General features: G+C 63.7%; 17 protein-coding genes. 14 read left to right on the top strand and 3 right to left on the bottom strand.

Features of this window, described 5'->3' with window-relative positions:
- Nucleotides 1–25: 25 nt before the first annotated feature.
- The 4 genes from NCR93_RS22340 (at nucleotide 26) to NCR93_RS22325 (ending at nucleotide 2,477) form a co-directional block, all read left to right on the top strand.
- Complete coding sequence (locus NCR93_RS22340; RefSeq protein WP_175981144.1) at nucleotides 26–643, top strand: hypothetical protein; 618 nt, start codon at nucleotides 26–28, stop codon at nucleotides 641–643.
- 38 nt (nucleotides 644–681) lie between these two features.
- The gene (locus tag NCR93_RS22335) at nucleotides 682–963 is read left to right on the top strand and encodes a hypothetical protein (RefSeq protein WP_235366229.1); all 282 of its coding nucleotides are present in this window, start codon (nucleotides 682–684) and stop codon (nucleotides 961–963) included.
- A gap of 87 nt (nucleotides 964–1,050) precedes the next feature.
- A complete protein-coding gene (locus tag NCR93_RS22330; protein WP_008348423.1) occupies nucleotides 1,051–1,911 on the top strand; it encodes an oxidoreductase in 861 nt (286 codons plus the stop codon).
- A gap of 2 nt (nucleotides 1,912–1,913) precedes the next feature.
- Nucleotides 1,914–2,477, top strand: a complete 564-nt coding sequence (locus tag NCR93_RS22325; protein ID WP_239294852.1) for a M48 family metalloprotease — start codon at nucleotides 1,914–1,916, stop codon at nucleotides 2,475–2,477.
- Nucleotides 2,478–2,732: 255 nt separating this feature from the next.
- On the opposite strand, the gene NCR93_RS22320 is transcribed toward NCR93_RS22325, so the two are convergent.
- Nucleotides 2,733–2,900, bottom strand: a complete 168-nt coding sequence (locus NCR93_RS22320; protein WP_175980852.1) for a hypothetical protein — start codon at nucleotides 2,898–2,900, stop codon at nucleotides 2,733–2,735.
- 293 nt (nucleotides 2,901–3,193) lie between these two features.
- Here NCR93_RS22320 and NCR93_RS22315 point away from each other — a divergent pair, with 293 nt between their 5' ends.
- The 4 genes from NCR93_RS22315 to NCR93_RS22300 are packed head-to-tail and all read left to right on the top strand — an operon-like array spanning nucleotide 3,194 to nucleotide 6,489.
- Nucleotides 3,194–3,973 (top strand): acetoacetate decarboxylase, encoded by a 780-nt coding sequence (locus NCR93_RS22315; RefSeq protein ID WP_034473154.1) that lies wholly within the window; start codon nucleotides 3,194–3,196, stop codon nucleotides 3,971–3,973.
- A 21-nt stretch (nucleotides 3,974–3,994) separates the two neighbouring features.
- Nucleotides 3,995–4,777, top strand: coding sequence for a 3-hydroxybutyrate dehydrogenase (locus NCR93_RS22310; RefSeq protein ID WP_175981140.1), 783 nt, complete (start codon nucleotides 3,995–3,997; stop codon nucleotides 4,775–4,777).
- A 15-nt stretch (nucleotides 4,778–4,792) separates the two neighbouring features.
- Nucleotides 4,793–6,049, top strand: a complete 1,257-nt coding sequence (locus NCR93_RS22305; protein ID WP_008348413.1) for a DUF3734 domain-containing protein — start codon at nucleotides 4,793–4,795, stop codon at nucleotides 6,047–6,049.
- A 59-nt stretch (nucleotides 6,050–6,108) separates the two neighbouring features.
- Nucleotides 6,109–6,489, top strand: coding sequence for a VOC family protein (locus NCR93_RS22300; RefSeq protein WP_008348411.1), 381 nt, complete (start codon nucleotides 6,109–6,111; stop codon nucleotides 6,487–6,489).
- A 4-nt stretch (nucleotides 6,490–6,493) separates the two neighbouring features.
- Here the strand turns inward: NCR93_RS22300 and NCR93_RS22295 are convergent, their stop codons facing one another.
- Complete coding sequence (locus tag NCR93_RS22295) at nucleotides 6,494–7,429, bottom strand: LysR family transcriptional regulator (RefSeq protein WP_175981138.1); 936 nt, start codon at nucleotides 7,427–7,429, stop codon at nucleotides 6,494–6,496.
- Nucleotides 7,430–7,597: 168 nt separating this feature from the next.
- Between NCR93_RS22295 and NCR93_RS22290 the strand changes: the two genes are divergently transcribed.
- From NCR93_RS22290 to NCR93_RS22265, 6 genes are all read left to right on the top strand, one after another.
- Nucleotides 7,598–8,965, top strand: coding sequence for a M20 family metallopeptidase (locus tag NCR93_RS22290; protein ID WP_249798684.1), 1,368 nt, complete (start codon nucleotides 7,598–7,600; stop codon nucleotides 8,963–8,965).
- A 26-nt stretch (nucleotides 8,966–8,991) separates the two neighbouring features.
- Nucleotides 8,992–10,269, top strand: coding sequence for an MFS transporter (locus NCR93_RS22285; RefSeq protein WP_175981264.1), 1,278 nt, complete (start codon nucleotides 8,992–8,994; stop codon nucleotides 10,267–10,269).
- 234 nt (nucleotides 10,270–10,503) lie between these two features.
- A complete protein-coding gene (locus NCR93_RS22280; protein ID WP_008348405.1) occupies nucleotides 10,504–10,812 on the top strand; it encodes a DUF4148 domain-containing protein in 309 nt (102 codons plus the stop codon).
- Nucleotides 10,813–11,082: 270 nt separating this feature from the next.
- The gene (locus tag NCR93_RS22275; RefSeq protein ID WP_175981135.1) at nucleotides 11,083–12,867 is read left to right on the top strand and encodes a DNA-binding protein; all 1,785 of its coding nucleotides are present in this window, start codon (nucleotides 11,083–11,085) and stop codon (nucleotides 12,865–12,867) included.
- A 13-nt stretch (nucleotides 12,868–12,880) separates the two neighbouring features.
- Nucleotides 12,881–13,276 (top strand): SRPBCC family protein, encoded by a 396-nt coding sequence (locus NCR93_RS22270; protein WP_008348401.1) that lies wholly within the window; start codon nucleotides 12,881–12,883, stop codon nucleotides 13,274–13,276.
- 80 nt (nucleotides 13,277–13,356) lie between these two features.
- Nucleotides 13,357–14,592 carry an NYN domain-containing protein gene (locus tag NCR93_RS22265; protein WP_175981133.1) on the top strand — a complete coding sequence of 412 codons (1,236 nt, stop codon included), beginning with the start codon at nucleotides 13,357–13,359 and terminating at the stop codon, nucleotides 14,590–14,592.
- Nucleotides 14,593–14,604: 12 nt separating this feature from the next.
- On the opposite strand, the gene NCR93_RS22260 is transcribed toward NCR93_RS22265, so the two are convergent.
- Nucleotides 14,605–16,017 carry an HdeD family acid-resistance protein gene (locus NCR93_RS22260; RefSeq protein ID WP_175981131.1) on the bottom strand — a complete coding sequence of 471 codons (1,413 nt, stop codon included), beginning with the start codon at nucleotides 16,015–16,017 and terminating at the stop codon, nucleotides 14,605–14,607.
- Nucleotides 16,018–16,033 lie beyond the last annotated feature (16 nt).

Raw genomic sequence — 16,033 nt, 5'->3', positions numbered from 1 at the left:
GAACTCAAAAAACAAGGGAGACGGTATGACCGAGCAAAAACACCATGACGCCTGCCGAGCGGGCGTCGCGTTCATCGACGCGCAATTGACCGCGATCCATGCCTACGCCAGCCTGCTGTCCGACTGGATCGAGCGCGGCGCGCCGCCGCCGGACTTCGCGAAGGCGCAGCCCCTACTTGCGCGCAAGCGCTCGCATCCGGAAGCGCACGCGCACAGCGAGGACGGCACGCCCACCAAAAGCCCGCCGCCGGAAGACGCGCGGTCGTGGCCATCGTTCGATACGGCCGATGCGCGCATCGCGTTCGCGCTGACCGTGCCTTGCTCGAATGCGATCCTCGCGGTCGCCGAATACTTCGATATCCATCGCTTGTCGGCGTCGCGCGCGCCCGAAGTGCAGTTTTTGATGCGTCTGCGCGATGCGGCCGTGAACGGCAATACGTTCAGCCTCGCCGGCGACGACTACATGCCGCACGCTGCTTACGCCGGCTTGATCGTCGATCACTCGCTCGACGGAACGTTGCTCTTCAGCGATGGTGTGAAGCCGGGTTTCATCGAATTCGGCGATACGGTCGGCCTATTGCGCTATCTGACGAAGCTGTTGAGGAGCATGCAAACCGCGATCAGCGCGGGCGATGCGGGATGAAGCATCCACGAACATGATCGGGCGCGAAGTTTGCGCGTATGACGGCGACACCTACCGGTCATACGAACATGGACGAATCGCTGAAACGCCTGCGGGAAAGAATCGCGAAGCAGATCGCCGAGCGCGAGGCCACGCTCGTCTCGATGCGTGAAAGCGCGACGCTCGCGCGCACGAATCACGATCGTGAACGCATTCTTCTGACGCTTGCCGTGCTCGACGAAGAGCTCGCCGGATGGAAAAAGATCGCGGCGCGTGTCGAGCAGGCGGTTCTGTTCGAGCCGCGGAATCATCGCGCCATTCGCATGCCGGCAATGCGATAAGTCACTGCCGTTCGACGAGGAGCCCGCAAGCACGCGCGTTGAAATTGCTTCAACATGTAGCGAGATCCGCTTACATGGAGAACCGCAATGACAGCTTCGAAAGGCAGCCACGATACGCCCGTCTGGTTCATCACCGGATGTTCGACCGGCTTCGGCCGCGAACTCGCTTCCGCCGTGATCGACAAGGGCTGGCGCGCTGTCGTGGCCGCGCGCAATCCGGATAGCGTCGGCGATCTCGTCGAGCGTGGCGAAGGACGAGCGATCGCCGTGCGTCTCGACGTCACGCGTGCCGATGAAATCAAGTCTGCAATCGCCGATGCCTACGCCGCCTTCGATCATATCGACGTGCTCGTGAACAACGCGGGCTTCGGCTATCTCTCGGCTGTCGAAGAGGGCGAGGAAGACGAAGTGCGCGCGATGTTCGAAGCGAACTTCTTCGGCGCGGCCGCGATGATCCGAGCCGTATTGCCGCGTATGCGCGAGCGCCGCTCGGGACATGTCGTCAATATCACATCCGTGGGCGGGCTGGTCGGCAATCCGGGCAGCGGGTATTACGCCGCGACGAAGTTCGCGCTCGAAGGTCTCGGCGAAGCGCTCGGACGCGAAACGGAAGGGCTCGGCATCAAGGTGACGGCGGTCGAGCCCGGCCCGTTTCGCACGGACTGGGCGGGCCGCTCGCTGAAGCAGACGCGCAATCCGATCGACGATTACGCGCAGACTTCGGGCACGCGGCGCGCGGCGATCGCGGAGCGCAGCGGCAAGCAGCCGGGCGATCCGGCGCGCGCGGCGCAGGTCATCATCGAAGCGGTCACATCGCCGGAGCCGCCGGGACATCTCGTGCTCGGCGGCCCCGGACTCGAACTCGTGCGCAACAAGCTCGCGAAGCTCAACGCCGATATCGACGCATGGCAGGCGCGCAGCCAGTGGGCCGATAACCCGGTGCAGTGATCATGAAGCGGCTCGCCGCGCAGGAACAGCGCATCCTCTCGCTCGTCGCCGACGATGCCGCTCTTCTGCACGTTGCAACGCCGCGCGTGCGCTTCGTGAATACGTCGAACGGACCGTGCTACGAAGCCTTGTTCAATCGCATCGAACTTGATCGCGCCACGCTCGCGTTGCCGGAGCCGTTGCTTCGTATCGTCGTGGCGCACGAAGTCGGGCACGCGACGCAACGCAAGACGATGCTGCTCGATTTCGCATGGACCGTGCTTTCAGTGATGATGCTGTTATCGGTACCGTGCATCGTCTTCGCGATTTCATCGGAAGATGATCTCTGGCGCATCACCTTTCCCGGTATCGGCTTCGCGTTCACTTTGTTCGTCTGTCTGAAGATTTGGAGCGTGCGTGCCGCAAAACGCGCCGCCGCCTTCGAACTCGATGCGGATGCGAAAGCCGCCGCGCTTTGCGGCCCTGAATCGGCCCTGGCTGCGCTCGAAGCAATGGCGGCGCGCGGACATGTCGATGCAGCGCGCCTCGATGCGATGCGTGCGCGCCTCGTATCGACGTCGCAATAGTTGCCGCGCGTAATGCCTCGATGGATAGCGTCGGGCTGGCGCTCGCGAAGCATCTCGTCGAATTGCATGGCGGCGCGATTTCCGTCGAAAGCGAAGGTCCGGGATCATCTCGTGAAGCCGGTCGATGGCGATGTGCTGGAACGCGTGCTGAATCTCGTGGCGCAACGAATCGAAGCGACCTGACAAGACGCGTCATCCAATGAAAAGGCACGGGCGTCCTTAACGGACGCCCGTGCCTTTATGAGCCGTGCCGTCTTATTGCGTCTGCGAAGCGGGCGGTGTCGCCGACTTCTTGTGATGATGCTTCTGGCCTTTCTTTTTATAGGCGGGCCGCGGCTTGTTGTCGGGATACTCCGCGGCCGCGAACGACAGCGTCGGCGCGGCAAACGCCGCCAGCACCAGAAGCACGAGAGATTTCTTCAAGGACGTTTTCATCGGGGACTCGCTTGGAGGAGATGGCCTTAGAAAGATGAATCGACATGCGCTTGAGAGACGCGCGGCATCGCCCGGTTCCTCGTCGTGTCGACGCCGCTGAGGCAACAGTATATTGCACAAAAAAAGGCAATTCATCAGTGGGCGGGCATAAGGCGTTGAAGCAGCGGGATTTTTGTCGATTCGCACTGCTTTCATAAACGCCGATCCGCTGCCTGCCGTCCGCGACAAATGTCATCAACTGCATCTACTATCGTGCCTGTTCTCAACTCAGGGACGATCCAGTGAAAGAAGACGACATCCGCAGGAATGCGTTCGCCATGCCTGTGCTCAATCCCGCTTATCCGCGTCCGCCGTTCCGCTTTCTCAATCGCGAGTACTTCATCATTTCGTACGAGACCGATCCCGACGCGCTGCGCGCCGTGGTTCCGGAGCCGCTCGAAGTGGATAACGGTCTCGTACATTACGAATTCATTCGCATGCCGGATTCATCCGGTTTCGGCGATTACACCGAAAGCGGCCAGGTGATTTCCGTCATCGATCCGGATGGCAAGAAGGGCAGCTATACGCATGCGATGTATCTCGACGACGAAGGTCCGATCGCGGGCGGCCGCGAAATCTGGGGCTTTCCGAAGAAGCTCGCGTCGCCGCGTCTTGGCGTCGATGGCAAGGACACGCTGCTCGGCACGCTCGACTACGGCACGCAACGCATCGCGACGGGCACGATGGGCTACAAGTATCGTCCGCTCGATCTCGAAGCCGAACGCAGGAAGCTCGCGGATACGCCGAACTATCTGCTGAAAGTGCTGCCGCATGTCGACGGCACTGCGCGCGTGTGCGAACTCGTGCGCTTCTTTCTGCGCGACGTGAGCGTGATCGGTGCATGGGAAGGTCCGGCCGCGCTCGAACTGCACGCTCATGCGCTCGCGCCGGTCGCTGATTTGCCGGTGCGCAAGGTCGTCGGCGCGCGGCATGTCATCGCGAATCTCACGCTCGATATCGGCGAAGTCGCATACGACTATCTCGCGCCGCCCGATGAACTCAAGCTCGCGGTCAACCAATAACAACGGCAAAGGAGTATTCACATGGCACTGCAAGGAAAAGTCGCGCTCGTGACGGGCGCTGCGAGCGGCATCGGCGAACAGACGGCGCGCAAGCTCGCGACCGATGGCGCGGCGGTCGTCATCGCCGATCTGAATCTCGCGAATGCGCAGAAGGTTGCGGACAGCATCGTCGAAGCGGGCGGCAAGGCGATCGCCGTGTCGATGGACGTGACGAGCGAAGATGCCGTGAACGCGGGCATCGAAGAAACGGTGGCGAAGCTCGGCGGTATCGACGTGCTGGTATCGAACGCGGGCATTCAGATCGTCGCGCCGATCGAAGAGTATGCATACGCCGACTGGAAGAAGATGCTCGCGATCCATCTCGACGGCGCGTTTCTCACGACGAAAGCCGCGATCAAACATATGTACGCGTCGGGCAAGGGCGGCTCGATCATCTACATGGGATCGGTGCATTCGCATGAAGCGTCCAAGCTGAAGTCGGCCTATGTGACGGCCAAGCATGGCTTGCTCGGGCTCGCGCGCGTCGTCGCGAAGGAAGGCGGTCCGCGCGGCGTGCGCGCGAATGTCGTGTGTCCCGGTTTCGTGCGCACGCCGCTCGTCGAAAAGCAGATTCCCGAGCAGGCGAAGGCGCTCGGCATTTCGGAAGAAGAAGTCGTGAAGAACGTGATGCTGAAGGAAACGGTCGATGGCGAATTCACCACGGTCGCCGATGTCGCGAACACCGTCGCGTTCCTCGCGGGCTTCGAATCGAATGCGCTGACCGGGCAATCGGTCGTCGTGAGTCACGGCTGGTTCATGCAATAACGACAAGGAGAATCCATGCGCCGCAGTCAACGCAACACACTCACGCAGGCGAATCACGTCGCGCTGCCCGACTACGATGACGTTTGCCTCGTGCTGCAAGGCGGCGGCGCGCTGGGTTCGTATCAGGCCGGCGTGTTCGAAGGGCTCGCCGAAGTGGGCGTGGATCCGACATGGACCTCGGGCATTTCGATCGGCGCGTTGAATACCGCGATCATCGCGGGCAACGCGCCCGAGAATCGCGTGGCCGCGCTGCGTGGGTTCTGGAACACGATCTGCCAGCCCGCGGATCTCGTCGGGCATGTGGGCGCGTTCATGCCCGCTGCGTTCGGCTTCGCGAATATCGGCCGCAAGTTTTCGAGCATGTGGGCCGCGGCGCGCGCGCTCACCGAAGGGCAGAAGGGCTTCTTCTCGCCGCGCGTGCATTTGCCTTTGACGCATGCGAAGAGCAGGCGCCCAAGCGACGTGAGCTTTTACGATACGTCCGCGTTGCGCGCGACGCTGCTGCAGTTCGCCGATTTCGACCGCATCAACGATGGCGCGATGCGTGTATCGGTGGGCGCGGTGAACGTACGCACGGGCAATCTCGTCTACTTCGACAACACGAAGATGCGGCTCGAGCCCGAGCACTTCATGGCATCGGGTGCGTTGCCGCCGGGCTTTCCGGCTGTGGAGATCGACGGCGAGTTCTACTGGGACGGCGGGCTCGTATCGAATACGCCGTTGACGGAGATCATCCGCGAAAGTCAGCACAAGGACACGCTCGTGTTTCAGGTGGACCTGTGGAGCGCGCGTGGCACGTTGCCCGGCGATTTTCTCGATGTCAGCGAGCGCACGAAAGACATTCAGTATTCGAGCAGAACGCGCGCCATCACCGATTTCGTTTCGCATAACCAGAAGCATGCGCGGCTCATCAAGGAGCTACTGGAGCATGTTCCGGAAAAGACGCGCCGCTCGCATCCGCTGCTGCGCGAGGCGCAGAAGGTCGCGGATGGCGGCGCGGTGAACGTCGTGCATCTCATCTACAAGAACAAGTTTTTCGAAGGGCACTACAAGGATTACGAGTTCAGTAACGATACGATGGACGAGCACTGGGCGAGCGGTCTGGAAGACATTCGCCGTTCGTTCGGACATCCGGAGTGGTTCGAGGTGCCGAGTCACGATCTCGGCTTCGTGACGCATGACGTGCATCGTTACGAACCCGCGCCGCAGGCGACCGCTGACATGCCGAAGGCGGCGGCGAACAAACTGGATGACGTGGTCGAAGGCGTTTGAAGCGTTGCGGCGTTTGAATTACTCTGGTTAGCCTCGTCACAACGCCTGCGAGGCAAGCCATGCCCGACTGGAAACCCGCGACTTACGCGTCCGTCAGTCCCTATCTCGTCTGCGCAAACGCGCCGGCGATCATCGCATTCCTCGAACGTGTCTTCGATGCACAACTGCTGCGCCGCTTCGATCGTCCCGATGGCTCGCTGATGCACGCCGAATTGCGTATCGACGATAGCGTCGTGATGATCGGCGGCGGCGCGACCGATCAGCAATCGCAGGGTCCGCACATCCACGTCTACGTGCGCGATGCGCAAGCCGTCTACGATCGCGCGCTCCGGCACGGCGCGCAAAGCGTGCAGGCGCCCGCGCGCAAACGCGACGACGACGACTTTCGCGGCGGCTTTCGCGATGCCGCCGGAACGACGTGGTGGGTCGCGACGCAATGACGGGTCAGCGCTTTTTTCGCTTCGCGCGCGCGGCCGGCGCACCGAGACTTTCGCGCAACGCATCGGTCAGCGTCTTGACAAACTGATCGACGGCAGGCGGCAGACGCCGCTCGCGCATCACCGTGACCTGCAGCAGGCGCTCGTTGAGCAAAGGCTCGTCGATGGGCGTCGCGACGAGCGTCGGCGGGCCCGGATCGCCTTCGAGCGCGACCGCGCTGCCGAGCGTGATCGTGCCGGTGAGCGCGGCGAAATGATGCATCGCGCTCGAGTTGTTGCTCGTCAGAACCGGCTCGAGATGCACGCCGCGCGCCGAGCAGCACCAGTCGATCAGCTGGCGCACCGTCGTCCCGCGATCGAGCACGGCGGTCGGGTACTGAAGCACGTCATCGAGCGTGATGCTCGCCTTGCCCGCCAGCGGATGCGTCGGTGGCAGCAGCGCGCAGACCGGCGCCTTCACGCTGTATTCGACGCTCAGCGCGGTAGATGTCGATGTCGAAAACGCAAGGCCTACATCGACTTCGCCGCTCGCCACCCAATGCTCGACCTGTCCCGGCGTACCCGAACGCATCACGAAACGCGTGCCCGGATGCGCGCGATAGTGCGACGCCATCACGCTCGGCAAAAAGCAGCGCGTGAAACCCTCCGTGCAGCCGATACGCACGATCCCGAGCCCGAGCGCATGCATCTCCGATATCTCCGCGAGCACCGCGTCGCCGTCCATGAGCGCGCGGCGCGCGTGCTGCACGAGCAACTCGCCCGCTTCCGTCAGGATCATGCCGCGCGGCATGCGCTCGAATAGCGGCGTGCCCGCCTGTTCCTCCAGCTTCGCGATCTGCCGGCTGATCGCCGACACCGCGACGTGAAGCTGTTCCGATGCCGCCGCCAGCGAACCCGAGCGCGCGACTTCTACGAAGTATTTGAGAGCGATGCCATGCAGCACGATGCCTTCCTGAGCGTTGCCTTTTTGGCAATGCTAGTCGCAAATTTTGAAATTGTCGCGAATTTTTGGCGTTTCTAGACTGGCCGGAATGAGTAGCCACAATTGCCCGGAGACGTCGTGAAAGAACATCAAGAAAGTCGTGAAGCCGCCATCGCCATCGCTTGCAAGATGTTCGATTCGGGCGCGTTCTTCGCGGATCTGCAGCGCCGCGTCGCGTTTCGCACCGAGAGCCAGAACGGGCGGAATCCCGCGCTGAATGCCTATCTCACCGATGAGATCAGCGACACGCTCGCGCGCGTCGGTTTTACGGCGCGCGTCGTCGAGAATCCGGTCGCGGGCGGCCCGCCGTTTTTGATCGCCGAACGCCACGAATCCGACGACTTGCCGACGGTGCTGACCTACGGTCATGGCGACGTCGTGCGCGGCTACGACGAGCAATGGCGCGCGGGCCTGAAGCCGTGGGACATCGTCGTCGACGAAGACCGCTGGTACGGCCGCGGCACCGCCGACAACAAAGGCCAGCATTCGGTCAATTTCGCGGCGCTCGCCGCGGTGTTGCAGGCGCGCGCAGGCAGGCTCGGCTACAACGTCAAGGTGATCTTCGAAACGGGCGAGGAGGTCGGCTCGCCGGGTCTCGATGAAGTCTGCGCCGCGCACAAGAATGCGCTCGCGGCGGATGTATTCATCGCGTCGGACGGGCCGCGCGTATCCGCCGAACGTCCGACGCTCTTTCTCGGCTCGCGCGGCGGCGTGCCGTTCGAACTGACGGTGAACCTCCGCGAAGGCGGACATCACTCCGGCAACTGGGGCGGCGTGCTGCGCAATCCGGCCGTCGTGCTGTCGCATGCGATCGCGAGTCTCGTCGACCGCAACGGCAGCATCGTCGTCGAAGGATTGCGGCCGCCGCCGATTTCCGATGCGGTGCGCGAAGCCCTCGCCGATATCGAACTGGGCCGCGACGAAAGCTCACCCGAAATCGATCCGACGTGGGGCGAGCCGGGCCTGACGCCGACCGAACGCGTGATCGGCTGGAACGCGCTCGAAGTGCTCGCGATGAAATCCGGCAACGCCGATGCACCCGTCAACGCGATTCCGCCGTTCGCGAAAGCGGTGTGCCAGTTGCGCTTCGTCGTCGGAACGGATTGGCAGAACCTGCAGACGCATCTCGAACGTCACTTCGCGCAGCACGGCTTCACCGAAGTGACCGTCAAGGCGACGCGCGGCACGCCCGCGACGCGCCTCGATCTCGACGATCCGTGGGTTCACTGGGCACTCGATTCGATGCGCGCGACGACCGGCAAGAAGCCCGCGCTGTTGCCGAACCTGGGCGGCACGGTGCCCAACGATGTCTTCGCGAAGACACTCGGCCTGCCGACGCTCTGGGTGCCGCATTCGTATCCCGCGTGCAACCAGCACGCGCCGAACGAACACGTGCTCGGCTCCGTCATGCGCGAATCGCTCGGCGTGATGGCGGGCCTCTGGTGGGACCTCGGCGAGATGGGCGCGGCGATCGTCGCCACGCGCGACGCGCATTGATCGAACGCCACTCATGACACGCTGACATCATGAACAAAAAGCCCCTGAGCCTGACGCAAATCGTGCTCGCGACTTCGGTCGGCAACGCGCTCGAATGGTTCGATATCGCGATCTATGCGTTTTTCGCGGTGTATATCGCGAAGAACTTCTTCCCGGCCGCGAACGAGACGGCGTCGATGCTGCTCACGTTCGGCTCGTTCGGCGCGTCGTATCTGGTGCGGCCGATAGGCGGCATGGTGCTCGGCGCATACGCCGACAAGCGCGGGCGCAAGGCTGCGTTGATGATGTCGGTCGGGCTGATGATGATCGGCACGGCGATCATCGCGGTGATTCCGCCGTATGCGTCGATCGGATTGATCGCGCCCGCGGGGGTGTTCATCGCGCGCCTGATCCAGGGCTTTTCGGCGGGCGGCGAGTTCGGGGCGTCGACGGCCATGCTGATCGAGCACGCGCCGGATCGCCGTGGCCTGCTCGCGAGCTGGCAATTCGCGACGCAGGGGCTCGCGACCTTGCTCGCGTCGATTTTCGGCTTCGCGCTCGCCAAGCTGATGCCCGCCGCCGAGCTTGCCGCATGGGGCTGGCGCATTCCGTTCTTCTTCGGCTTGCTGATCGGACCGGCGGGTCTTTTCCTGCGCCGCTATCTCGAAGACGCGGCCGATTACACCGAAGCCGAGCACACGTCGACGCCCGTGCGCGATGTATTCACGCAGCAAAAGGCGCTGCTGCTCATCTCGATCGGCGCGCTGACGGTATCGACGGCGGTGAACTATCTGCTGCAATACGTGCCGACGTTCGCGATCCGCGAACTGCATCTCGATGCATCGACGGGTTTCGCCGCGAGCACCGTCGCGGGCCTGATGCTGACGCTGGTGACGCCTTTCGCGGGGCATCTCTCGGACAGGATCGGCCGCGTGAAGCAGATGTCGACGGCGGCGCTCCTGCTCTTCGTGACGGGCTATCCGGCGTTCGCGTATGTCGTTTCGCATGTGTCGGTGGCGTCGCTGTTCGCGCTCGTCGCGTGGCTCGCGCTGCTCAAGGCGATCTATTTCGGCGCGCTGCCGGCGTTGATGTCGGAGATCTTTCCCGTGTCGACGCGCGCGACGGGCATGTCGATCGGCTACAACATCGGCGTGACGGTGTTCGGCGGCTTCACGCCCGCGATCATCATCTGGCTTCTGAGCGCGACGGGCAGCAAGGCCGCGCCGAGCTTCTACATGATGTTCACGGCGGTGATCAGTCTCGCGGCGCTCGCGGCGGTGAGCCGCGGCAAGGTGCAGATGCGAGCGGCGAGCGCGGCCGCCTGAGTCCGCTTCTCTTTTTGATACGAGCGCGCCGATTGCCGATGACATCGACAATCGGCGTTTCGCTTTGTATCGCACTGTATCCGCACCGAACCCCGACACACGGCGTTTCATAATCCGCTTTTCGCGAAACAAGCCAGATACGTCCGCGAGTTCAAATACCTCCAAGCCGAACGATTCGCAACACACGGCGAATCGCCAAGACGGCCTTCCATCAAAATTCACTGGAGGTAAATCATGAAAGTCATCCAATCGCTGATCGTCGCCGCTGCCGTCGCGCTTCCGGTTCTTTCGTTCGCTCAGTCGAATCAGCCGATCACCCGCGCCGAAGTGCGTGCGCAACTCGTCGAGCTGGAAAAGGCGGGCTACGACCCGGCAAGCGATCAGACGCAATATCCGCAAAACATCCAGGCCGCGCAAGCGCGCGTGGACGCCGCGAAGGGCCTGACGGCATACGGCGCGCCGGCGAACGGCAACGTCGCGTCGGGCACGCGTTCGGCGGATACGGATGTCATCGGACTCGGCCCGGTTTTCGCGAAGCCGTAATCGCACGGATTTAACGAATTAGAAAGCCCGGACGAAATTGCTCGTCCGGGCTCGACGCGTTTCTGTCAATAACGTATTACGCCACGGTTTCAAGGTCCCGCAGGCGATACACTCTCGCTACAAAATCCTATTTTCGACGGCATGCGACGTGCTTCGATTGGTCGAGCGCGGAAAATGGGTATCATCCATCTCCGCCCCGCGCGGATTTAGCCGAACGTAACAATGTATCGCAGTGTTTTGAGTGCGACGCCACTGATTTTCGAGGCGCTTATGCCCACAGACGTAGACAACATCACCGACGAGCAAATCGCGTCGATCGCCGATCGACTGACCGAAGAAGGTCGCAAGGTTTCTCCCTTGACGGTTTGGGCGGAGGCCGGAAACGGCTCCGTCGTCGCCATCGCGGCCGGCCTGCAGCGCTGGCGCGAGGCGCGGTCCCCGGACATGCCGCAGCAGCAGGCGCCGACCGGACTGCCCGACGACCTTGCCGAGACGCTCGTGAATGTCGCGCGGCGGCTTTGGACCGTCTCGCGCGACGAAACCGAGCGGATGTCCGGTCAGCGGCTGTCCGCCGTGAGCCAGCGGCTCACGACCGCGCTTGCGGAGCGCGACGAGGCGCTCGCCGAATTCCAGAAGACCGGCGACGAGGCCGCGAAGAACCGCCAGCAAATGATGGAAATGCTGAGCGCATTGCGGGCGTCCGAGGAATCGGTCGTTCGACTGCGCGAAGAGGCCGATGCAGCCACGATACGCGCGCAGACCGCCGAGACGCGCATCGAGGAAGCGGCGCAGCGCGCGTCGGCGGAGCGGGCCCAATTGGAAACCGTGAACGCATCGCTCGAAGAAGAGCGGCGGGCGAAAGAAGCGCTGAACGCGGCGCTGGCGGCCAAGGACGAGGACATCGCACGCATCGCGCAAGAGCGCGATCAGGCACGCGAGCAGCAGGCGAATCTGCATGCGTCGCTTGCGGGCAAGGACGAGGAGCTTGCGCGCATCGTTGACGAGCGCAATCAGGCACGGCAGCAGCACGAGCAATTGAGCGCGTCGCTTGCGAGCAAGGATGAAGAACTCGCGCGTATCGCGGAAGAGCGCGATCAGGCGCGGCAGCAGCACGAGCAGTTGAGCGCGTCGCTCGCGAGCAAGGATGAAGAACTCGCGCGTATCGCGGAAGAGCGCGATCAGGCGCGTCAGCAGCACGAGCAGTTGAGCGCGTCGCTTGCGGCCAAGGATGAAGAACTCGCGCGCATCGCCGAGGAGCGCGATCAGGCGCGTCAGCAGCATGAAGCGCTTGGCCTCGTATCGCAGGAAAAATCGGCGGAAGCCGAGCGCCTGTTGCAGGACCTCAACGCGGCGTATACGCGCGCGCAGGCCGCCGAAGCGCAGGCGAGCGAAAACCTCGCCCGCATCGCCGCGCTGGAAGCGGAACTGAACGACGCGCGCAGCGCACTGGCAGCGGAGCGCGAAAGCGCGGCTGCGCGCGGCGCGGAAGTTTCGGCGCAGCGGGAACATGCCGAGCGCATCGGCGCCGAGCTGGACGAAGCCCGCAAGCAGGTCAGCGCACTGATGGAAGAAAAGGCCGAGCAGGGCGCGGAACTCGCGCGCGTATCGAACGATGTCAACGCGTTGCGCGAACGCGCCGAAGCCGCCGAGAGAAACGCGACCGATCTCGCGAAGCGTCTCGTCGAAAAGGAGCAGGGCGACGAGTCCGAGCTGGCATCGCTGCAGCGTCAGGTGGCGGCGCAGGCGAAGGCGCATTCGAAGGCCTACGACGACCTTCGCGCCAATGCCGAGCAGTGGGTCACGTACGCGAAGGACCTGCGCCAGCGCCTCGACGTGGCGAACGAGAAGATCCTTTTCATCGATGCCCGCAGCACCGGCGAGGTCGCGCTGATGCGGCGGCTCGCGGTCGAACTGGAGCGCCTGAAGCCCGATCACGAGCTCGTGTTCCGCGAGGCGCAGCAGAAGCTGATCGGCGACAAGATGGCGCAACAGCTCGCGCAGAAGGGCTATCGCTACGATCCGGCCACGGCGGTGATGTCGAAGATCGAAACGTGACATCGGCGTGACGATGCATACGCGGACCCTCACCGTCACCGTCGATCGCGACTGGCGCGAGCTTTACGACGCGATCTGGCGTCCGGAAGTCTTCCCGACGTGGGCGTCCGGACTGGCGCAGTCGACGCTCGAAGACATGGGCGATCACTGGCGCGCACGCGGTCCGGCAGGCGAAGTGACGATCCGCTTCACCGAGCACAACGCGTTCGGAATCATGGATCATCGCGTCGGTCTGCCGGATGGCGGCGAGGTCTACGTTCCGTTGCGCGTGTATCAGAACGGCGCGGGCGCCGATATCGCGCTCACGCTGTTCCGCCAGCCCGGCATGTCCGATGACACATTCGCCGCCGACGCCGACTGGGTCCGCCGCGATCTCGCCGCGCTTGCGGCCCGTTACGGCAAGCGCTGATTTTCGCGTATCCCTTCCAGTCAACGCCGGCAAGCTATCATGTGGTCATTCCAAACATGCCGCACGGGCTGGAGAACCATATGGCTGGACCTCAGGAAAGCGTCAGCATGGCGTTGTTCTGCGACTTCGAGAACGTCGCGCTCGGCGTTCGCGATGCGAAGTACGAGAAATTCGATATCAGACCCGTGCTCGAACGCCTGCTGCTGAAGGGAAGCATCGTCGTCAAAAAGGCTTATTGCGACTGGGACCGCTACAAGGGCTTCAAATCGGCGATGCACGAGGCCAGCTTCGAGATGATCGAGATTCCGCACGTGCGTCAGTCCGGCAAGAATTCCGCCGATATCCGTCTCGTCGTCGATGCACTCGATCTCTGCTACACGAAAGCGCACGTCGATACGTTTGTCATCATCAGCGGCGATTCGGACTTCTCGCCGCTCGTGTCGAAACTGCGTGAGAACGCGAAGAAAGTCATCGGCGTGGGCGTGAAGCAATCGACGTCGGATCTGCTCGTCGCGAACTGCGACGAGTTCATCTTCTACGACGACCTCGTGCGCGAGCAGCAACGCGCCATCGCCAAGCGCGAACAGCGCGATGCGAAGCGCGCGTCCGACGAAGAGCGGCAACCGAAGCAGGAGATGGAATCGCGCAAGTCGCACGCGATCGCGATTACCGTCGAGACCTTCGAGGCGCTCGCATCGGAACGCGGCGAGAGCGGCAAGATCTGGGCATCGGTGCTGAAGAGCGCCATCAAGCGCCGCAAGCCGGGTTTCAGCGAGACGCAATACGGCTTTCGCGCGTTCGGCAATCTGCTCGACGAAGCGCAATCTCGCGGTCTGCTTGAAGTCGGCCGCGACGATAAATCCGGCGCGTTCGTGTTTCGTTCTGCTCACACGGCTCAGGTCGCGCCGATGGACGTGAGACCGAGCGACCCGCCAGCGGTCGCGCCCGCAAAAGAACACGAGGGAGCGGCGAACGGCCGGCGCAAGGAGAAACGCGGCGGGAGAAAGTCTGCACGCGTGGCGGCGCCCGAACCTGTGTTCGTCGTCGAAGAAGCGCCGGCGCCCGTCGAGGTCGAAACGCCCGAGCCGTCGCAGGAACACGCGCCCACTCCCGAGCCCGCACCGAAAAAGCCCGCCGCGCCGCGCCGGTCGCGCAAGACCGCGGCGAAACGAAGCGCCGCCGCCGACGTGCCGCATGAAAGCGCCGCGCCCGTCGCCGAGCCCGATGCCGAAGCGAAGGCGGAGAAGCCATCGCGCACGCCGTCAGCGCGGGGCAACCGCTCGCGCAAGACTGCCGACAAGCCGGTCGAATCGTGATGCCACGGCGCGTCAGCCGGTACGCTGCTCCGCCGTCGCCGACGCATCTTGCTCTTGAACGCGCACGGCGGCGTGCTCTTCGGCGCGCCAGCGCTGCCGCGAGCGATACATCGTCGCGACCGCGATGCGCGCCATCTTCACCCAGCCCGAGTGACGCGGGTCCGCGAGCATGCTGAGCGCGCGCGCATAGTCGAGCGTGAGGCCGGGCGTCCAGGCCATCGTCGCAGCGCGTTTGCGAACTTGCGCGGCGACCCACAACTCGGGCGTCGTCATGATACGCACGAGCGGCTTCCATCCGCCGCCTTTGCCCCACACGCGCGCCGACGCGCCTTCGATCGCCGCTTCCAGCGCCCGCGCCACGGAACTCGAACAGTTGCGGTACGTGAGGTTGTACGTCGTGTCGCGCCGATACTCCTGCCAGAAGCGCGCGAGCCGCGCCGGATCGTAATTGCGGATACGCACCTGCTGCGTCGACGGACACCACGCCTTCGATTCCGTTTCGTAGTTCGGCTGAAAGAGGCCGGGCACGTCGTTCTCGCGCGTCGCGCGCAACGTGCGTGAGAATTCGTCCGGCGACCGGTCGATTTCGACCGCCGGATAGAGGCTGATGTACACGCCCTCGGGCGTCTCCAGCGCCGCATGGCCGGTCGAGATCGTGCCGTTCCTGTCGACGGCGGCGATATAGCGATCGATGATCAATTGCCTGCGCGGTTGCGACTTCGCCGTGCCGACGGGCGTCCACACATGCACCGTCAGCGCGGCTTCGCCGGGCGCGGGCGGGCCGTCCCAGACCGCGCCTGCGAACGATGGCGCGGCGGGCTTCGCGTCGTCGTGAGCGGAGTTGGTTGCACCGTCATCGACGGCGGGATTCGCCGCCATGCGCCGCACGCGCGCCGCGAGCAGGATCATGTTCCAGCCGCCGAAGAAAAGCCCGAACGCGACGCAATACGCGACCGTGCCCGCATAGTGATCCGGATACGGCTGATAGAAGAAGATCGCGATGGCGATCTCGAGCACGCCGCCCGCCATCGCGATACGCCATTTGCGAAAGCGGACCACGCGCGCGGAAATGATCTGGAGCGCGCCATCGACGAGAAAAAGCGTGCCGAAGATGAGCGACAGCACGAAATTGCCGTGCTCGCCGCCGAACAGCACGAGCAGCGCCGAGAGGCAGAAAGTCGCGCCCTTCACGTAGCGCAGCTTGCGCTGGCCGCCCATGCCGGTCCACGCGACGGCCAGCGTGGCGAGGCCTTCGAGCAGCATCAGCAGCACGAAGGGGACGATGGGAAAGTACAGGGAACCGTCGAGCGCGTCGATGAAGATGACGCCGCCGAGCGCGATGCTGAGCAGGCCGAGCGTCATCACCGAGCGCCAGCGCGTGCGCAGATAGTCGACGCCGAGAAGAATCATCACGAGCCGAACCATCGCTTCCTCCGTCTGG

Origin of the sequence: Caballeronia sp. ATUFL_F1_KS39 (genome assembly GCF_023630985.1) — a bacterium.
GTDB lineage: Bacteria > Pseudomonadota > Gammaproteobacteria > Burkholderiales > Burkholderiaceae > Caballeronia > Caballeronia zhejiangensis.
Note: the sequence above shows the minus strand (reverse complement) of the source record. Positions and strands in the feature narration are given on the sequence as shown.

What these genes read in the sequence shown, in the direction of transcription:
- NCR93_RS22325 (WP_239294852.1), top strand. Translation starts at nt 1,914, where the DNA reads ATGAAGCGGCTCGCCGCGCAGGAACAGCGCATCCTCTCGCTCGTCGCC.
- NCR93_RS22310 (WP_175981140.1), top strand. Translation starts at nt 3,995, where the DNA reads ATGGCACTGCAAGGAAAAGTCGCGCTCGTGACGGGCGCTGCGAGCGGC.
- NCR93_RS22290 (WP_249798684.1), top strand. Translation starts at nt 7,598, where the DNA reads ATGTTCGATTCGGGCGCGTTCTTCGCGGATCTGCAGCGCCGCGTCGCG.
- NCR93_RS22260 (WP_175981131.1), bottom strand. Translation starts at nt 16,017, where the DNA reads ATGGTTCGGCTCGTGATGATTCTTCTCGGCGTCGACTATCTGCGCACG.
- NCR93_RS22330 (WP_008348423.1), top strand. Translation starts at nt 1,051, where the DNA reads ATGACAGCTTCGAAAGGCAGCCACGATACGCCCGTCTGGTTCATCACC.
- NCR93_RS22265 (WP_175981133.1), top strand. Translation starts at nt 13,357, where the DNA reads ATGGCTGGACCTCAGGAAAGCGTCAGCATGGCGTTGTTCTGCGACTTC.
- NCR93_RS22335 (WP_235366229.1), top strand. Translation starts at nt 682, where the DNA reads ATGACGGCGACACCTACCGGTCATACGAACATGGACGAATCGCTGAAA.
- NCR93_RS22300 (WP_008348411.1), top strand. Translation starts at nt 6,109, where the DNA reads ATGCCCGACTGGAAACCCGCGACTTACGCGTCCGTCAGTCCCTATCTC.
- NCR93_RS22305 (WP_008348413.1), top strand. Translation starts at nt 4,793, where the DNA reads ATGCGCCGCAGTCAACGCAACACACTCACGCAGGCGAATCACGTCGCG.
- NCR93_RS22270 (WP_008348401.1), top strand. Translation starts at nt 12,881, where the DNA reads ATGCATACGCGGACCCTCACCGTCACCGTCGATCGCGACTGGCGCGAG.
- NCR93_RS22275 (WP_175981135.1), top strand. Translation starts at nt 11,083, where the DNA reads ATGCCCACAGACGTAGACAACATCACCGACGAGCAAATCGCGTCGATC.
- NCR93_RS22280 (WP_008348405.1), top strand. Translation starts at nt 10,504, where the DNA reads ATGAAAGTCATCCAATCGCTGATCGTCGCCGCTGCCGTCGCGCTTCCG.
- NCR93_RS22340 (WP_175981144.1), top strand. Translation starts at nt 26, where the DNA reads ATGACCGAGCAAAAACACCATGACGCCTGCCGAGCGGGCGTCGCGTTC.